The following is a 17,366-nucleotide window of genomic DNA, read 5'->3' on the forward strand; positions in this document are numbered from 1 at the left end:
TGACGGCGAAAGCGCACAATAACCTGCCGCCGGCGGTCTAACGGGCAACCCGACGTTTGAGAGATAATTGCGCTTTCGCCCAAGTGGAGGGATAGCCATGTCCCTATGCCGCGAAGTGATCAGTGACGCCTCCATCGCTATGATGAGACGCGTGCTTTGCAACGAATGTACTCGCCGGCAGATCAAACCTGACAGCATCGAGGGTGAAGAACTGGCGCGCGTGATCATGTATGCATTTATTGGCGGCATGACCGAGGAACGCGAACTGTCCTGTCTCGTGCGCAATCTGGTTGACTGAGCGTCCGGTTAGGGCAGCGGGCTGGGTAGTGGTGGGCAGCAGATGATCTGGGGGTGATGGGGTTAGTTCAACTACGGCTCCGCTTCTTCGCGACCTGGTACTCGCCTTCGATGACCGCCATACCAATAAGATAGATCAAGATATCCGCAGCTTTTAGATCTTCGGCCGTTTTGAGCGCTATCTTGAGCATCTCAACCACCCTCACCAAATCGTCCATTGTCTCCCCGCCCCAATATCAATAGTTGAAATCAAGAGACGATAACTCAACTTCAAACAGTCGCAAGAGCAGACGAGAGGGTGTAACCGATCAAATGATCACATTCTGCGGCGCTAAGTGCCGGCGCGTGACCGTTTAGCTAGCGAGGCTCAACGTAGATAACGGCATTGGCAACCAGCTGCTTTTTTTGTGATCCCGTGAACGCGCCCCAAACCTCACCGTGGTGTGGGTTGGCGGGCAGCGGATCGTAGCCTACGGAAAAACCGACCCCCCTCAAGAACGCCGCGGTGAATCTGACCGCCCCGATGAATGGCGGCTGAAGCACGTAAACCTGAGGATTATGACCGCTTTCAATAATCGAGTTTTCTAGGTCGACAGACATCCCACCATTTTCACCACTGGAGGCTTGGAAGGCGGCGGAAGAGACCCGCCGACCCTGCGGAGCCTTCTCGTCATCCACTAGGTGGTAAGGCGAAATCCGTCTAAGGACCCCGTGGGACCCCAGGATTTCGTCGTGATCGTGAATTTTGACATTCCCATTTTCATCAAGCGGCGGTGGCGCGAGCGGCAACTGCATTCTCCAGCTCGTTCAGCCATTCGGCAACAACGGTGAATTCATTAGACAAAGCCATCTCTTCGCAAAGGTCATTAGGACCATATCGGGTGGCAACGACGTCGAAGGGAGCTCGGATATGAATCTCGATATCATATTCGAGAGAATGCCACTCAATCTGGAGGTCGCCGTTGATTCCAGGAACGACTTGTGGCTCGTGGACATCATGCGGACATGCTGATGAGATCAGTGACATCGCGAAGTTCGCACAATGAAATGACACGGGTCCCGCACCATAGCCGTTCCAGCCTCTCGGCAAGCGAATCAGTTTTTCAACGCGGCTCACGAAGCGATCATGCCAGGGTAGGCTCGATACATTCAGAACGCGCTTCGCAGGAATACGCTCAATCGTAGCGCCACCAAGGTCTGTAGTGGTACTGGTTGGTGGGAATTTTTCGTCGGGTGCTGTCGATACCGATGCGGCGGCTATCACAAAATTCTCTCCCAAGTATTGTGTGCGGCTTCCGATGTTATATGGGTAAATTCGTTTACAATTGTAACCCTGGCCGCACGCATGAACTCCATCACATTTCCGGGGGTCCCGACGCTAGGGCTACCGCGAACCGTAAATTGAAGAATCGCAATGCGGTCACCTTTATAGTCGATTGCAGATATAACCTCGCAAATCAATCTTGCGTAAGGTGATCCATCTGGTTTCGTGAGTATTCTTCGATACACTGCATTCATATCCGCCGGAGGTTGCCCTCCGAAATCAAATATTCGCAAAGAGCCCGAAGGATCAAATTTTGACCCTGTCCCAGCCGCAACATGGTTAGTGTAAGTCACTTCAACTTGGTTGCATACGAGGCTTTTACCCGATGGTGATAACGTGCGGAAATAATCCGACAGTTGCATCAACTCGGTCTGGAACTTAGCTAGGAGCGTGTCAAAGCGCGGGTACTCGCCGTTTGGCCCAATCTTCCTCCAATTGTGCAGTAGTCTATCGTTCTGGAATTGGATCAGTTCATGCTGGTCCGACGTCAAAAACCAATATCGGCTGTGCTGAGTACCGTTTCCGACACTAAATGACAGCTGCTGGGTGCCGGGCGGCCCAAATGTTTCAAAGGTGGGCTGAAGCGGGGGATTTTCCGTAACAATAGGGTACGCGTTCTTATAAAGCTTCCAGACATCACCCGCAAAAATGTGCTGGTAGCCTTCCGCAGGGGGGAACTGAACACCCAGAACCACTTCGTTCAAAGGTGGGTTCTTATAATCTGGAAGGTCTTTAGGTCGCGTCGAAGTCGCCATTTTACGTCCATTATTGTATCGCTCGATCGATATGGCACTTTCGCCGAGATTGCAACGTGGTCATTGTGATAGGGTCACACGACCATCATAATTGAAATGATGAAGGGGTGATGGACACGACGCGATTTCCAGATCCTCGGCGGTGAACGCTGAACTGGCAAAAGCAACCCCCAACCTGACTTTGGCCGCACCGGCCGGGACCGTAAGGGGATCGATCGACAGCACCATATCGTAGGCCGCAGCATCTGGCACCGCCCCGACTGCGTCACCATCCCATGCATCGAAGGCGCCCGTCGTGTTGTCCGATGCCAGCAGTGCGCGATGGCGAATACTAGCCTCGACGACCAGGTCAGCGGAATTAGCCGCCGTGTTGGCTGTAGGAACAATTTCAGTTGCCATCACGTCCTCCTATTGGAGGGCTGATCAGCCCTTTGTACCTTCAAGGCGTGACAGGGCTTGACTGATACGTGCATTCTGTCAGCTTACGCGCTTAGGACGCGGGGGCGTCTGCAGGTACTTCAGGGGATACTTCATGAAAATTCGTATTGTTGCGCTGGCCTTCGCGCTGGCAGTTGTTGGCTGTGCAAAGCGTCCGGACGCTATCGTTCCTGTTGATATTCCGATGGCCGCTTACACGAATCTCGGCTGTCCGGCCTTGGTGCAAGAATTGCTGAAAGAGCAGAACAATCTGGCGGCCCTCTCCAAGCAACAAAACCAGGCAGCCACGGGAGATGCGGTTGGCGTCTTCCTCATTGGTGTTCCAACGTCGAGCACGTTTGGCGGCGACAAGGAGGGTCAGGTCGCTGTTTCCAAGGGCAAGGTCAACGCCATCAATTCGGCTATCATGAGCAAGGGCTGCAAATAGCGGCCAATAAAGAAAGGGCGGCGAATGCCTCGCCGCCTCCTCTTTTTTTGATCAGTTGTCCTTCTCGATCTTAGCGCCAAACCAACGCAGAAACAAAACTTCAGACCCGCGCGGCCCAAGATAGGCGAGGCTACCGACGATAGTCGGCCGGAGCAGCGGCCCCGCGTCGATCCAGATTGCCACCCCTTCCCCGATTATTGCCATGCCGAGCGCCAGCGGGCACTCCCAGGCAAGTTCCTTACCGAAGAACTTCTTCCGGTGGGACCGGCGAACTTCGGTGGTGTGCCACATCAACCTCCCCATCACGGCGGCTATGATCGTCGTCAGCCCGCCGCCGAGCTGCGCGATGAGCATCTCGACGAGCGATTGATACTTTTCGGGCATATGCCGCGTCTCCCCGTCATTGTCTGTCAGCGAATCGGCGGCTGCGGCTTGAACAAGCCTATAAATCCGTCGCGCAAGATGTTGACCGCGGTCTTCATCGCGCCCAGTACGGCAATCGCGATCGTGGTATAGGTCGGGTCGACAAACGACTTCGAGCATTCAATTGCGCCACCGGGAAGCGTCGTGCAGCCGGTGGCGAGCAGGATCGCCGTCACAAAGCCCAGGAGGGCGATGACGACATTGAGAATGTTGTGAAAGAGATTGCTGTTCACGACGATGCTCCTTTCAAGCTTCGTTGGTGGAAAGTTTCCCGTCGCTCTGGACGGTCGGAAGTGCTCCTTCGGGCAACGGCTCGCCTTTCGGCCACCAGTAGCCAGTGACGCGCGAGACGGCGAAGGGCTTGATGTTGACGGCGTCGGCTTGGTTGCCACCGAGCACCATGATGTTGCCGGCCACATCCCGACCGGTGACGAAGCCGACATGGCCGCCGCCGTTGCGTTTGAAGGTGACGAGCGCGCCGACGGCTGGCTTTTCGAGCTTCACACCCCATCGCTCATAGGAACGGGCCATGCCGGACCGCGTCGAGGCGATGCCGACGGATTCGAGAACGAAACCAACGAAGCCGGCGCACCAGGGTGTTTCGTCGTCCGCGAACGGTAGGCCGAGAACCTTCCACATAGCGAGGATTTCCGGCGCATGGTTTTTGCCCTTGATCTCGCGAAGGCCAGAATATCGCCGCGCAAACGTCAACCAGCGCGGCTCGCCGGTTCCGAGCGGCTTCTGCCCAGCGACCGCATAGCCAAACAGCTTTTCGAGTGTGACCGGACCAACATAGGGCCGCGCCTGCAGCCCCTTGGCGACCTTGAAAGCGATGATCGCCTTTTCGGTTGATGGCCCCATGATGCCGTCGGCGCCCGCCGGACCGACCGAATAGCCAAGCGCAAGCAGCCGCTTCTGGATGTCCAGAATGGTTTTCATAACGATGTCCTTTGATGTGGAAGTAAGATCAGGACGATTGCTACGTGGCGCCGTCCGGCGAGGACGGCTGATGCCCAGCTCCGCGTACCCGCCGCAGCCGAGCCCAATTTGTACCGGCTATGGCCAAGCGAATGCCGGCAGCTCGGCGATCAATTCCGCGACGGTCGGCTGTGTTCGCTCGCCGGCCGTCACCCTGCCCAGTTCCGCCGTGGCGTAGGTCCAGACGGCCGATCGCCAGGCAAACAGCGCCTCGGCCTCGGCTGCGAATTGCGGATTGGGATCATCGCGATAGCTGACGGCCGACTGGATGCTGTCGTAGTTGCGCTCGTGCGCCTTGGCTTCCAGGTGCGCCTGGATAGCGCCGGAATATTCGGCCATCGCTGCCGCCAAGGCTTCGGCCGCGCGCTGCTCGGCCGTGACGACCTTGGAAAAATCAATTGTCATCGGCCGGAGCCTCCTGATTGTTGAGATCGACAGGCAGCGACACCGGCCCGTCGCTGGTCGTCACAATGGGCTCGGGGAACGAGACGTTCTGCGACGGGTTCGAGCGGTGCGGAAAGAGCAGCGTCACTTCCAGTTGACCACCTTGACGATGGACAGGGCCGGCGAACCATTCGCTATCGATCGAGCCGTAGGGAAGCGTTGCTCCGTCCGGCAATGGCGATAAGTCGAAGGCGACGCCATTGACCGTCAGGACGTCGCCGGCCACCGAAACCGTCAGGCTCTCATCACGCCGTTGCGGGGAAAGATTAATGCGCATCAGAACCACCTCCCGACTGCCGCCATATTCATCAGCTTGGCGTTTCCGGCCGGATTTGAAGACGAGTTCCACGCAACGTAGTTCACGCTCGTCAGAGTCTTGGAAAGCGAGCTTCCTCCGCCGACATAGCCGGCGTCATTGCGTTCGAAATCGTAGGTAATTTTCGGCGTGAAAATTGCGAACGCGGCCGGGAACGTCCAGAGAAACGAATTGCTGCCGAACAGAGAACCGCGCGCTGTCGTGATCGCCTGGGACGCCAGGTCTTGCCCGATCGTGCAAATCAGCGTGCCATCGGCGAATTTGACGTACTCGCCGTTGCCGTTGTTGCCCTTTTCGATCAGTGCGCCCGTGGCAATACCGCCCGACTGAGAAACCGGGCCCTGCACGGGATGCTCGATGCGCTGCCATGCGTTCGGCCAGCTCGCCGCGTTGACCGTCGATGTGTAGCGCTTCCACGCCGAGCCGGATGCTGTGCTGTGCATGATCTGGGTATAGCCATCGGCGTCAACGCGGCGCATGACAACCAGAATACCCGTGTACGTCGTCGCTGCCGCAGACGTCGGGCCATTCAACCAGCTGCCACCAATCGTGTAGATGCCGGGATAGGTGATGGTGTTGAAATCGCCGTCAATCAGTCCTACGCCGGCGTTACTCGGCAACGGCGCGACGCCGCCATGCACCGGGCCAAGCTTGGCGAGCAAAGCCGTCATGGTGTCCGCGGCCACAATGTCGCGCCCCTTGGCCTTGAAGTCGGCAAGTGCCGCCGCGCCCGGCCCGCTGAAATAGGGAAGCTTGTCGGCCGCGCTGATCAAACCGGCGATCGCGGCGAGGTCGCCATCGGTCAGCGTTTCGAGCAGCACACGGACACGATCCTGGAACCGCGTCACGTCACCCTTCGGCTGGATCGCATAGGTGGCCGTATTTTGGGTCGGTCCCGGCCAGGGATAGGCGAGCGTAATCGCTGAGCCGGCAATAGCGGCGATCGGGATAGCCAGCCCAACATGGGCGCCGAAGAAATCGCCTTCGCGCACATTGGCCCAGCTGACCGATTGCCCGGTCACCGACACCTGGCCATTGGTAACAGAGGCCGTGCCGGAGCGGATCAGATCGTCATTCGCCATTGGCTAGCTCCTCCGATGCTGCCGGCATGGTGCCAATCCGGTCGCGCAGGGTTTGATTTTCCGCCAGCAGCGCGGCGATCGTCTCGTTGCGGTTGATCAGATGCTGCGCCAGGGCGAGGTTTCGTTCACGCAGATAGTCGGCAAGGTTCGCCAGCTCATTGAGCCGGGCGCTGAGGCTGATGGGAAAGGGCGTTTCTGCCGCCATGGGGCTGTCGGTCATTCAGTTGGCTTTCTTATAGACGACGGGGGCGATGGTGCGCCGGCCGATGAAGAAGTCTTCTCCGGCCGCGGATTTCTTGACGACGATTTTGTAGTTGAAGACCCCGGCGCCAGCGGTCCGCATGTGATAGAAGGTCGCCGTCTGCGAAGCGCCGAGCGCGTTGAATTCGAGTGTCGATTCCTTGATCATCACGTTGTCTTCGCGCAGTTCGATCAGCAACGAGGCTTTGCCGCCGACCAGCGTGGTGGCGCGGGCAATGATGTCGGCATTGATGACGATGCCGTCATTGACGGTTTTCGAGACGTTCGTATCGGCGACGCCCTGGAAGACGGTCGTCATCGTCACGTTGTCGATGCTGGCGACGTCAAACAGCTTGGTGGCGGCGCCCTGGGCAAGTGCCGAGGTCTGGACCGAACCGTCTTCGAAGGTGATCTTGCTGGTGGAGATATTGCGGATGTAGGCGGTGTCGATGTAGACGCCGCTGCCATCGACCGCAAAGATTTGCGAGCCCAGCTCGTCGTCACCGGCGGCAACGGCAAACCGGCCGGCATTGACGACGACGCGCGGAAGCTGGCCCGGATCGGAGGGAACGTAGGCGTAAAAACCGGCGGTCCGATAATCTTCGGCCGTCCCGAACCGCGCCTGCAGGCCGACTTTCGAGTAGCCGCTGATGCCGGTGTTGACGACTTCGAACCGCAACCGCGCATCGGCCGTCGCTTCGCCGACCTGCGCCGACAGCGAACTGATCGACGTCCCCTGCGCCGTGATCGTGTTGCCCTGCGATGTCACCGTGCCAGACAGCGCATTGAGCGCCGAGACTGTTGCCTTGTCGTTGAGGCTGGCATTGATCGCGTTGATCGACGCGCCGTGGGCCGTGATGAGGTCGCCCTGCGCGCTGACCTGGGCAACGGTGGAATTGAGCGTCGAGACATCGGCCTTGCCGGCCAGGCCTGCCGTAAGCTGTGTGACTTGCGATGCGAGCGCCGCCGTGGTGCTGGAGGCGACGGTGATCTGCTCGATGTAACTCGCAAATTCGCCTGTGGTCGTGGCGATCTCGCGGCGCAGCTGCTGCTTGTCGGCGAAGTTGGCGAGATCCTGCTCGGCAATGCTGCGGGCCAGCGCCTTGCTGTCGTCAATCAGCTGCCGGATGTTGTTGTCCTGCCAAATCCATTCGCTGAGCTGGACAATGTCGGCCTTGACCGCCTCGGTGACTTCGAGGAGATGCAGGTCGGCGACGGAAAAACGAACGTCGGGCGTCGTCACCGACAGCCAGGCCGACAATGCGGTTTCGCGCCATCTGAGCGGGACAAGCTTTCCTGCCACCTCATACTCTGTCGCGGGCAGACACCAATTGCCTGATAACGTCCAGGCATAAGGCGCGTCGTATGGTGTCGCCTCCGAACTGAAAACGACATCGCCCGTCGCCTTGTTGCGAACGAAGACGAGAACGTTCCTGACATTGTCCAGATTGGCTGCGCAGCTCACGCGGATGGCCGGACGCCGGGCTAGCCCGGTGCTGTCGTTGATGGTCGTCGCAGAAACGCTCCACCCTTGCATTGGCTGGATGGGCGCATAGATCCGCCCGACCCAGCCTTCCGAGGTCGGCAGCTCGAAATCGCTCGACCAGTCATAATCGGTCGGATCAATCTCTCTAATCGTGACGAGCTGATTCATCGTCATCTCGCCTTCGATGGCGAGGACGAGGAATTTCTTGTTGGTGTAGCCGTTCCGCTCCGACGACCAGGCGACGACATCGTTCGGCTCAAGAACCCACGCATCCGGCGGCAGGTAGAATTGATGCGTGCGGAAGCGGCGCTCTTCCTTGATCATCGCCCTCATAAGGCGCTGCACCTGGCGCTTATAGGGAACCGCCGTAAACTGCAGGCCGCTGACCGGCAGTTCTCTGTTGCCGTCTATTTCAAACAGCGTCTTGCCGGTAGCGGGATCGATGAGCGTCTTTGCGCCGAGCCTCGGAGCGTCCTTGCTCGCCCACTTTTCCGCCGGGTCCGGAAACGTTGCCTCGATCGCATTGAACGTTTCGTCCAGACCGGGAAACGGCTGGAAGCTCTGGCCTTTGGTGACGATGATGTCGGCATCGGTAAAGAAGAAGGTGGCAGCACCGAAGGCGCCGAGCTGCAGCTTGAACGAACCGCCCACCTCAGCCAGCCGGCCGTTGCAGCCGGCCCGCAAGTCGTCGATGACATCGAGCGGCTCCATATCGCCGGTGATTTCATAGCCGCCGCGAAACTGCGGCTCGGAAGGCTGGCCCGTCACCTCGATCAGGCGCGCAGCTTCCTGCGCCGCCGCGATCCATGAGGATGCCGGCAAGCGAGACGCATGCAGGTTCTGGCCACCGAAAAACCATTCGTCGCCGTAGTACATCCCCCGGATGACGTTGTAGATCATCACGGCGAGATTGTAGGACGGCTCCCAGGTCGACGGATTGTTCCAGCGGTGCGAGCCAGAACCGCCATTCGTCGAGTCCTTGCGGATATCGTAGAGCTTCGGCGGGCCGGGCTCGAAGATGCAGGCCGGCACCCCATTGCCGAAATACTTCTGGTTAAACCGGTAGGTCATGATGGCGTAGGGGCAGCCCCGGCCGATCATGTCTTCGGTCCACGGCCGATCCTCATCATCGCCAAACATCGCGACGAGATACGGATCGGCAACAGTCTGTGTGCCGTCCTTGAACTTGATCCAGGCGAAGGGATCAGAGTTTTCGTTATCCGGGTCCTTCAGGAATTCCTTGATCGGATAGCCGCGAACAGCATTGACCTTGTCGAGCAGGATCGTGCACTTCTGGTCACCGATCCACAGGCCGAGGGTCGTGATATCGCCGCACGGAATATTGCCGACTTCGATGACATCGGCGAGGAACGCATTTGGCGTGTTTTCCAACTCGCCAAAGGTGCCGATATACTTGCGCTTGCCGGCCGTCGCGTAACGCCCGATGACGGTCGAGACCGGCAGATCGTCGCCCAGCTCGACATCGAGCTTCACCCCTTGCGGCGCCTGCTTCTGCTTTTTCTGCAGTGCCTTCTGGATCAGCGACGACGCGAAGCTGAGGGCAGCGCTCAGCGCGGTCTTCACCAGGAAGCCGAGAATGCCGCCCTTGGCGATGATGGCGCCGATCGCCGCGATGACGGGTCCGGCATGCGCAGGCTCCGCCGACGCCAGCACCCACCATGCGACGTTTAGAAATAAGACAAACAGCTTCATCGATTATCCGACCTTGAAGGCCCTGTCGGCGATACGTCGGTCGACGCTGCCTATTCCATTTTCCGTGAGGGCGAAGATCCGTTCGCCATTCAACACGCCGAGCGCATGGCGAAACGGCGTGTCGACGGGCAGGGTCATGATGTCCCCGACATGCGCCTCCGATGGATGCGCATATTCGGGCACCTTCGTCGCAACCAGGTCCGCCAGATCGTCGAAGCCCTCATCGCGCATCAATCGATAGGCAGACACCGCATCATGATACCTGCCTTGGTAGGGCGCACTGAAATCGACGCCGGTCAAAACATGGACGATCCGGCCCGCAAAGGCCGGGCCGCAATCATTGTCGCCCCAGGCAAACGGCTTCCGACGCATGTCGTCGAGGACATCGTTGAAGGGCCCGACCCAAAGAGGAACTCGCTTCAGCTCGATCAATCCTTTACCCCCCATGGTATGCTCCACGACCGGATGGACGCGGCATATTTGCCGAACTGATCCGGATCTGCCGGGTTCGGGCTCCTCAGCTTCTGCGCCTCGTAAGACGACTTCTGCGGGTTCTTGCGGGTCAGCATCGAGATCGCATCGGACACGACACTGATTTCCACACTGCCCTCGCCGCCAACTTCCGGCGTCGTGATGGGCGACCCATCCACCTCGCCGAGGAACACAAGCGGCGGCGTCGAGACGAGCTGGCGAGACGTTGGGTCAAGTAGAGCCTCCCAGATCTCGACTTTCGCCAGGCGAACATCCAGACCGCGCACAAGCGCCTGTATCGGTTCGGCGATCTGACTGACGGAAACCGTCACGGTCTGAATGGTGAGATCGGCGACGCGCGGGATCGGCGACACCGTCAGATTGACACTGCCGACAAACAGCCGGCTCGACGTTGCCCCGCTGATTCCCGACACGACGGTCATCGTCACGTCTTCATGGCCGCTCCAGAAGCTCACCAGCGCGGGATCGCCCGTCTCAAAATCACGGCCGGTGATGCTGATCAGCTTTCGCGGCACGATCCCGCGCTCGCGGGCATTCTGCAGCGCGGTGAGGAAAGCAGAATCGACATCCCTCATTTTTTCTGGATCACCTTGAAGCCGGCACCTTCGGTAAACATGCCGTTGCCGGTTCCCGGATTGTGCGAGCCCGGCACGATGACGCAGCGACAGGCTGGCTTTGCCAGCGTGACGACGTCGTTGATACCGATGCCGACAGGGACATGCGGAAAAACCCCGATGAAACCGGTGCTTCCGTCGCCCCCCGCTGTCGCGCTCTCAGAGATTTCGAGGAACGCGTAGCGCGTTGGATCGGCGCCGTAGGCGATCTGCATTTTGTCTCCTGGCAAAAGATGATAGCCGGCAGGAAGTCCCTTGAGGGCGATCGACGCGCGATGCGATGGGATCGAATCGACCTGCACAACCGAGCTACCGAGCAGCACACCACTCGGATCACTCTGCGGATACACCGACAACGGATCGCACAAGAAAAACGCTTCCTGCGCCCCATGCAGCTTGCGGATGATGGCGGCAATCTGCTTTGCCTCGTCATGATAAGCCAGGTCGAGCACAACTTCCCCGGTCCAGAGGGGCGGCGCCAATTCCGCCTGGATGATCTGACCGCTTCCCAATCCGGAAAGCTCGTCATTGCGCTGAATGCTCCAAACGATCGTTTGCACATTCAGTCGGTCGGACAGCACGGCTAGCGGGTAGGGATAGGAGACCGTCATGCTCGCTTCCTCGGGTTTTTATTGATCTGCTGGACCATATCCGGCAGCTTTCGATTGTTTTCGCGTATGCCTTCAGCGGTGGTTCTTTCGGACTCCTCCCTCGCGATCTGTCGAAGGCGGGCATGTGGGTTGCCGTCCTCGTCAAAGGATATCCGGACATCCATCACGTCACGCGATCCACCTGAACCACGCGATCCTGTGTCGTTTGCGGCAACCCGCGCCGGTGGAATACTCGGCGATCTCCGCCCAACGATCCCGCCATCCGCATAGCCGGGATAGCCGAGCCGATTCGCCTCGACGGCAGCCACGCCGCCGTGGCGCCGGATATCGTCCTGGCTCCAGACGATTTCGCCGGCATGCACAATACCTGCCGGCTTGTTGCGGGCGCCGGGACCGGTCCAGCCGCCAGCGTCGAAACCGTTCGTCAGGAAGCCGAGGAGCGTCGTATTGGGCGTGAATGAAGGGCTGAATAGCGAACTCCAGTTGAAGCCGCCAACCAGGCTGCCGGCGCCGCCGCCCTGCAGGCCGGAGAGCTGCTGACCAAAGCTGCCGAACCCCTTTCCGAGTGCGCCGAGCCCGCTTGACGCCTCGCCGGTCGCGCTCACCATGCCGTTCAGACTTCCTGAGGCAGACGACGACGCGCCGGCAAATTTCGTCAACGACGCTTCCGCAGCCTCCAGCCGGCCGGAGAAATTATGCGCCGCTTCCGGGTTTCCCCACGAGAAGCCCTGCGGACGCTCGAAGCCGGCAAAAGCAGCCGTGGCGCCACGCACATCCTTCGCGCCGGTCAGGGCGCTCCATGCGCGGCTTTCCGGTCCCATCAGCTCGCGATAAGCGAATTCATGCTGCGCGAGCGGATTGGTCTTCCAGTTCGCACCAACCGCCGCCAGCATTTGCGGGCTGCGATCGTTCCACTGGAACAGACCGCGCGCCTTGCCGCCGTCGCCGATCGCGGCCGGATTGAACGCACTCTCGGCACTGATATTGCCAAGCACGCCGGCAACCTGATGATCAGCAAGCCCCTTGAACTTCCAGAAATTCCATGCGAGCTGCTCGCCAGTGCCGGCGACGGCCGAACCAACGGCCGGAAGCGCCGAGCGCGCAACCCCGATAACCGGAGCCGCTCCCACGGTGGCAGCAACATTGTCGTTGGCGGCGGCGCCGGTCAGGATCGAGAGCAGACCACCGCCCGTTCCATTGCCTGCGCCAGTGATGGCATTGACCAGATCGTTGATCAGCGAATCCGTGAGCCGGGTCGTGACCTTGTTGAGCGCATTCAGAAGGGCGTTGCCGAATGCCTGCCCGATGCTGTCACCCTGAAGAAGGCCGTCGCGGAAATCGGAGAAGAAGCCGCCAACATCCTTGCGCAGCTCGCGGACCCGGTCTAGCTCCCGAACCGCGTCCGCATAACCGCTCTTCAGGTCGACTTCGAGGCCGGCCACGCGCTGCGACAGTGCAATCTGCTGATCGATTGTCGACCGATACATTTGGTCGCGTTCGAACTGCAGCTCGCTGGCAAGTTTCAGTTTGGCCGCTTCCTGCGCCGCGTTCCGGTAGGCATCGGCAAGCGCCTTGATTTCCGCGCGCTGCTCCGGCGTCGCGATGCGGCCCTTCTCCTGCGCCTTTTGCAGAAGATCGAGCTCGAGGCGAAGCGTCTGCGCGGCAATCCCGGTCAAACCGGAAACCTGCCCTTCGAGCTTCATCTGTTCGATGCGATCGTTTGCCGACTTCACCAGGTCGCGGTAGGCATTCGCCGTCTGCGTTGCAGCCCTGCTCGGCTCGTCGCCCAACTGGATCGGTTTTTCGCCGGGCGTCGGTACCGTGGTCAGGTGACCATCGGAATTGAGAATGGTGGTCGGCCCCGGATCGCCGCTCAATTCATTGGTCGGCCGGCGCGTCGGCGTCGGCGCGTTGATCGGCCGGAACGCGTCCGACTGATAGGTCTTGCCGCCTTCGGTGAAGGTCGCGCCTGATAGGATGGTCTGAACGTCCGCGCCACCGGCAATTGCCGTGATCCATTCTTCCCGGACCTTTCGGGCCGCCTCGATGCCGCGATAAATCGACGCCGTAACCACGTCGAACGCATCGCGAAACTGCAGGACCTTCGGTGTTCCGTACTGCTCGACGCCGATCGCCAACTGTTGCTGTGCGTTGTTCAAATCGGCAAGCGTAGCGGTACCGTCGGCGAGCTTTTGCCTGAGATCGCCGAACGCACCGGAGAAATCACGGATGAAAGCAGGGTCGGCCGCAAAACTCTGAAACTCCCGGCGGGCGTCGATAAAGGCACGATTAATCCCCTCGATCCCATCCGCCAGCCCGTCCAACTGGCGACCGGCGAGAACATCGACAGCGGCGGCGCCGTCCTGCAGGTTCTTTGCGCGGTCCAGCTCGTCGACGTAGGACTTCAGCGACGGGGTCGCGTCGCCCCACAGCTTCGCCGCTTGCCGGATCAGGTCATTCTGCTCCTCGAACAGCTTGCTGGCCTTCTCTCCGCCGCCCTCTGCCGTTGCAAAATACTGGATAAGCGCCGCCGTGCCAGCGACGAGGCCGATCGTCACCAGCGACACGGGATTAACGAGCGACAGAAACGCGGCGCCAAGCCCCTTCACGGCGCCGGCGGCCCCCATCGGGCCAAGCACCGCCGAAAGCTGCGTGCCCTGCTGAAGGGCGATCTGCAGCGGCGACATCCCCATCGCCGCCGTGACGGCGATGTCCTGAAACTGCGCAGCGACATTGGCGGTCTGAAAGCCGCTGTCGTGGCGCACATTCTGGTTGGCGGCCACCAGCCCCTGCTTATGGGACTGGTTCAGCCGCTCCTGAGCCTCGCGCACCTCATTGATCTGTACGACCTGCTGGGCGCGAAGACGGGCGATATCGGCATTCGCCTGCTCTTGTGTCGTAACGCCGAGCAGCACTGCCCGATTGACCGCCTGCAGCGACTGCGTCATCTGGCGCTCCGCCTTGATCTGGACGGCAATCACTGGATCGACACTGGCGCGAACCCGGTCGTAGGCGGAGGCGACGGCATCGATCGACTGAGGCACCTTGCGCTCGAAGATCTGCACCTGGCGGTCAAAAGCCGCCTGCGCCTTGGCCGTGGCAGCCGCGGCCCGATCGCCGAGGTGCTCATAGGCCGCCTCGGCGCGGCGCGCGCCGGCCTCGACACCAGAGGCATCAATCACCAGCTCGACGACTCTCTGTTCATTCGCCACGGGAACTACCTGCGCTTTGGGAGATGGAGGATGAAGGGAAGCTGGACGCCGCTAGGCTTCGAAGCCCTGGGCGTCCGCCTTGTCCGTTACCTTGAGATAGAGATCGTCGAGCTGCTCGATGATCGCGATCTCCCAGGGATGGAGGTAAAGGCGGCTGTGACGGCAGAACGCATCGATATCAGGCCAGCTGATCGGCGCAGGCCCCGCGAAATCGCTGCCCTTTCGGCGGCGTATCCTATTGAAAGCGTCCCAAAGATACTGAAGCGCGTAGGGGAAAGGCGGCAGAGCCAATTCGGCCTCATATCGGGCGATCTTTTCCGGCTTCCGCGCACGCTTCAATAGACCTTCGATGAGCTCCCGGTGCGTCGAGCCATCCTCGCCCACCATCGAGAGGGCGAATGAACGCTCCGCGAACGTGACTATTTCGTCCCGGAGCGCGGCGTAAAACGCTTCTCATCACCGAAGGCTTCGGCGATCTGCACATAGGCCCAGCCCATCTCCGGCTTGATCAGCAGATCTTCCGCCGCTTTTTCGGAAAATTCGATCGGGCCGGTACCGATGTTGATCGGGTTCCAGCCGATGATGCGGCCAACGATGCTCTGCACGGTTTCGCGGCGGGCGTCGTCCGGGGTCTTTTCCTCGGATTTGTATTTCTTGCCGTTCACCTGCGCCTGCTCGATCTGCTTCTGCCGGAACAATTCCTTCCGGGCCGCAGCGTCATTGAGCGCGATCGTCTTCGGGTGCGACGGGCCGGCAAGCCGGATGTTCCAACCGGTTTTGCGGCCATCGGGCGCCAAAATTTCCAGTGTGCTTTCGTCCACCGGCAGGAAGCCGCTGAGATCGACAGCAACGGTGTCTGATTTGAATGTTTCGGTCGTCATCGTTCTGTCCTTTGTCGGAAGGGTAAGCGGCGGGTCCGACAACCCGCCGCCCATTGCGCGCAACGCTGGTCAGCCTGTCGGGACTGATGGGTTTTATCTCCTCGGGCGCGGGGGTCTGCCCTCACTGGAGATGAAGCCGGAGGGATCGTTTGATGCGCTGGGATCGAGCGCCGGTATCACGGCCCGCTCCTTGTCGGAAAGATCGAGCGGCTGACCGAATTTGCCGGTCTCGCTGATCGAGATCGACAGGAGATCGCCGGGGCGATGCGGCCAGACGACCGCCAGGCCGGAGGCTTTCGCATCTTGGATGGCTGCATGAAGACGCTCTGCGGCGTCCCGTACAGCCTGTTCAGCATTTGCCATGGCAGGTCCTTTCGAGGGTATCAGGCAGCGTTGCTGACCTGCATTTTCACGGTGGTCGGATCGAAAGCGCCGCCGCGGGTATCCTTGCCGACCAGGTCGGCCGGGATGCTCAGCGTCACGGTGCGCGCGCCGCCGGTCTGTGCCAGAGCCGATTTGGCGACACCGCCGAGCGTGAAATTGGGCACGAACAGCGAGAAGAAATCAGTCGGCGAAGCTTCGTTCTCCTGCGCGAGCAGATGCACGGACAGCTGCGTCTCAGCATTGAAGTCGGCAAGCGCCTGCAGATCCTTGCGCAGCAGCGTCATGTTCATCGACACCTGCATAGTGCCGAGGAACACATCGGGCGCGATGCCCGTCTTGTTGACGACCGAGGGAGCGGCCGGCTGCAGGTCAAGGGTGAAATCGAACGATGTCAGATCCGCCACATCGCTGGAGCCGAAACGGATCACCGATTCACTTGCAGCGAGCGACAGGGAAACCGGTTCGGTCGGCGAGGTCAGCAAGGGCGACGAGCCGCCCGTCAACGCCTCAACAGCGCCGGTTCCAGTCCAGCCGAATTCCGTGTCGAGCTGACCGTCCGCATTCATGCGGATCATGCCGCGCGACCAGCGGCAATCGGTAAACACTTCGGAGGAATCGAGATCGAACTCATATTCCTCGATCGTGAAGTATGTTCTCGGCAACGCACCCGCCGCACCGTTGATGAGGACACGACCCACCCGGACGATGCTGAAAGCAGTATCGGCCGCGGCGTTGGCAACCAGCGTCTCGGCGACCGTCATCACCGTCGCTGTCAGGCCGACGATGCGCAGATTGACACCATTGTTTGCAGCGTCCGGGAGGCCGGTGGCGCGGACAACATCCCCAACACGAAAGCCTTTGGTGATCCAGCTGCCGGAAGTGCCAATGATGGCGCTCGTCGACGTCGTGACACTGGTCACGTCGGCCTGCGTAGCAGTGAGGTCAGCCGCCGACCAGGCGCCTCGCATCAGCGCCTCCCAAACCGGATCGGCGCGTCCGATACCCAGTTCGCTGGTATAGGTGCCGGCGGTGCGGCGGCTCCCGTGACGGCCGCGCAGCTGCTGCCCATCGGTGCGGACGATGTTCGACTTGACCGCCTGCTTTGTCAGCAAGCCGCCGGCGCCGCCCGAGGTCGGCAGCAGCAAGCCGCCAGCGCCGGACGCCTGTACGCCTTTCCCAGACTGCGCCTTGAGGGCGACATAGCCATTCCAATTCTCTGAATACGTCATGGTGACGCTCCCTTAGCCTA

Annotated in this window: 23 protein-coding genes; 2 read left to right on the forward strand and 21 right to left on the reverse strand. The window is 60.3% G+C overall.

The features are described 5' to 3' along the window. Positions 1-97 precede the first annotated feature (97 nt). Positions 98-298 (forward strand): hypothetical protein, encoded by a 201-nt coding sequence (locus JNB71_RS03390; protein WP_220370412.1) that lies wholly within the window; start codon positions 98-100, stop codon positions 296-298. A 67-nt stretch (positions 299-365) separates the two neighbouring features. On the opposite strand, the gene JNB71_RS03395 is transcribed toward JNB71_RS03390, so the two are convergent. The 5 genes from JNB71_RS03395 to JNB71_RS03415 all read right to left on the reverse strand — a co-directional run bounded on the left by JNB71_RS03395 (position 366) and on the right by JNB71_RS03415 (position 2,775). Next, positions 366-515 carry a hypothetical protein gene (locus JNB71_RS03395; RefSeq protein WP_220370413.1) on the reverse strand — a complete coding sequence of 50 codons (150 nt, stop codon included), beginning with the start codon at positions 513-515 and terminating at the stop codon, positions 366-368. Between the two features lie 139 nt (positions 516-654). Further along, a complete protein-coding gene (locus JNB71_RS03400; protein ID WP_220370414.1) occupies positions 655-1,092 on the reverse strand; it encodes a hypothetical protein in 438 nt (145 codons plus the stop codon). Continuing rightward, positions 1,061-1,561 (reverse strand): hypothetical protein, encoded by a 501-nt coding sequence (locus JNB71_RS03405; RefSeq protein ID WP_220370415.1) that lies wholly within the window; start codon positions 1,559-1,561, stop codon positions 1,061-1,063. The genes JNB71_RS03400 and JNB71_RS03405 overlap by 32 nt, the downstream gene beginning before the upstream one ends. Then, positions 1,558-2,376 (reverse strand): TIGR04255 family protein, encoded by an 819-nt coding sequence (locus tag JNB71_RS03410; RefSeq protein ID WP_220370416.1) that lies wholly within the window; start codon positions 2,374-2,376, stop codon positions 1,558-1,560. Before JNB71_RS03410 ends, JNB71_RS03405 begins: the two co-directional genes overlap by 4 nt. A 60-nt stretch (positions 2,377-2,436) precedes the next feature. Continuing rightward, entirely contained in the window at positions 2,437-2,775 is a 339-nt protein-coding gene (locus JNB71_RS03415) for a hypothetical protein (protein ID WP_220370417.1), read from the reverse strand. Positions 2,776-2,908: 133 nt separating this feature from the next. Between JNB71_RS03415 and JNB71_RS03420 the strand changes: the two genes are divergently transcribed. After that, positions 2,909-3,241: a hypothetical protein gene (locus tag JNB71_RS03420; RefSeq protein WP_220370418.1), complete on the forward strand. Its 333-nt coding sequence runs from the start codon at positions 2,909-2,911 to the stop codon at positions 3,239-3,241. A 51-nt stretch (positions 3,242-3,292) separates the two neighbouring features. On the opposite strand, the gene JNB71_RS03425 is transcribed toward JNB71_RS03420, so the two are convergent. The 16 genes from JNB71_RS03425 to JNB71_RS03500 form a co-directional block, all read right to left on the reverse strand. Continuing rightward, positions 3,293-3,625 (reverse strand): phage holin family protein, encoded by a 333-nt coding sequence (locus JNB71_RS03425; protein ID WP_220370419.1) that lies wholly within the window; start codon positions 3,623-3,625, stop codon positions 3,293-3,295. 26 nt (positions 3,626-3,651) lie between these two features. Next, positions 3,652-3,897, reverse strand: coding sequence for a hypothetical protein (locus tag JNB71_RS03430; RefSeq protein WP_220370420.1), 246 nt, complete (start codon positions 3,895-3,897; stop codon positions 3,652-3,654). A 13-nt stretch (positions 3,898-3,910) separates the two neighbouring features. Next, entirely contained in the window at positions 3,911-4,603 is a 693-nt protein-coding gene (locus tag JNB71_RS03435) for a TIGR02594 family protein (RefSeq protein ID WP_223215733.1), read from the reverse strand. Positions 4,604-4,720: 117 nt separating this feature from the next. Further along, on the reverse strand, positions 4,721-5,047 hold the full coding sequence (locus JNB71_RS03440) for a hypothetical protein (protein WP_220370421.1): 327 nt from the start codon (positions 5,045-5,047) through the stop codon (positions 4,721-4,723). After that, entirely contained in the window at positions 5,037-5,363 is a 327-nt protein-coding gene (locus JNB71_RS03445) for a hypothetical protein (protein WP_220370422.1), read from the reverse strand. Before JNB71_RS03445 ends, JNB71_RS03440 begins: the two co-directional genes overlap by 11 nt. Continuing rightward, entirely contained in the window at positions 5,363-6,484 is a 1,122-nt protein-coding gene (locus JNB71_RS03450; protein ID WP_220370423.1) for a pyocin knob domain-containing protein, read from the reverse strand. The genes JNB71_RS03445 and JNB71_RS03450 overlap by 1 nt, the downstream gene beginning before the upstream one ends. Then, a complete protein-coding gene (locus tag JNB71_RS03455; protein WP_220370424.1) occupies positions 6,474-6,704 on the reverse strand; it encodes a hypothetical protein in 231 nt (76 codons plus the stop codon). Before JNB71_RS03455 ends, JNB71_RS03450 begins: the two co-directional genes overlap by 11 nt. Continuing rightward, positions 6,705-9,923: a phage tail protein gene (locus tag JNB71_RS03460; protein ID WP_220370425.1), complete on the reverse strand. Its 3,219-nt coding sequence runs from the start codon at positions 9,921-9,923 to the stop codon at positions 6,705-6,707. Positions 9,924-9,926: 3 nt separating this feature from the next. Then, entirely contained in the window at positions 9,927-10,370 is a 444-nt protein-coding gene (locus JNB71_RS03465; protein ID WP_223215734.1) for a DUF6950 family protein, read from the reverse strand. Then, positions 10,352-10,990 (reverse strand): hypothetical protein, encoded by a 639-nt coding sequence (locus tag JNB71_RS03470; RefSeq protein ID WP_220370426.1) that lies wholly within the window; start codon positions 10,988-10,990, stop codon positions 10,352-10,354. The genes JNB71_RS03465 and JNB71_RS03470 overlap by 19 nt, the downstream gene beginning before the upstream one ends. Continuing rightward, a complete protein-coding gene (locus JNB71_RS03475; RefSeq protein WP_220370427.1) occupies positions 10,987-11,640 on the reverse strand; it encodes a hypothetical protein in 654 nt (217 codons plus the stop codon). The genes JNB71_RS03470 and JNB71_RS03475 overlap by 4 nt, the downstream gene beginning before the upstream one ends. Beyond that, on the reverse strand, positions 11,637-14,852 hold the full coding sequence (locus JNB71_RS03480) for a phage tail tip lysozyme (RefSeq protein ID WP_220370428.1): 3,216 nt from the start codon (positions 14,850-14,852) through the stop codon (positions 11,637-11,639). Before JNB71_RS03480 ends, JNB71_RS03475 begins: the two co-directional genes overlap by 4 nt. Before the next feature lie 51 nt (positions 14,853-14,903). Further along, entirely contained in the window at positions 14,904-15,191 is a 288-nt protein-coding gene (locus JNB71_RS03485) for a phage tail assembly chaperone (RefSeq protein WP_220370429.1), read from the reverse strand. Positions 15,192-15,271: 80 nt separating this feature from the next. Next, positions 15,272-15,733 carry a hypothetical protein gene (locus JNB71_RS03490; protein WP_220370430.1) on the reverse strand — a complete coding sequence of 154 codons (462 nt, stop codon included), beginning with the start codon at positions 15,731-15,733 and terminating at the stop codon, positions 15,272-15,274. Between the two features lie 93 nt (positions 15,734-15,826). Then, the gene (locus JNB71_RS03495; protein ID WP_220370431.1) at positions 15,827-16,096 is read right to left on the reverse strand and encodes a hypothetical protein; all 270 of its coding nucleotides are present in this window, start codon (positions 16,094-16,096) and stop codon (positions 15,827-15,829) included. 20 nt (positions 16,097-16,116) lie between these two features. Next, positions 16,117-17,346: a phage tail tube protein gene (locus tag JNB71_RS03500; protein ID WP_220370432.1), complete on the reverse strand. Its 1,230-nt coding sequence runs from the start codon at positions 17,344-17,346 to the stop codon at positions 16,117-16,119. Positions 17,347-17,366 lie beyond the last annotated feature (20 nt).

Origin of the sequence: Rhizobium herbae (assembly GCF_019511375.1) — a bacterium.
Classification (GTDB): Bacteria; Pseudomonadota; Alphaproteobacteria; order Rhizobiales; family Rhizobiaceae; genus Pararhizobium; species Pararhizobium herbae_A.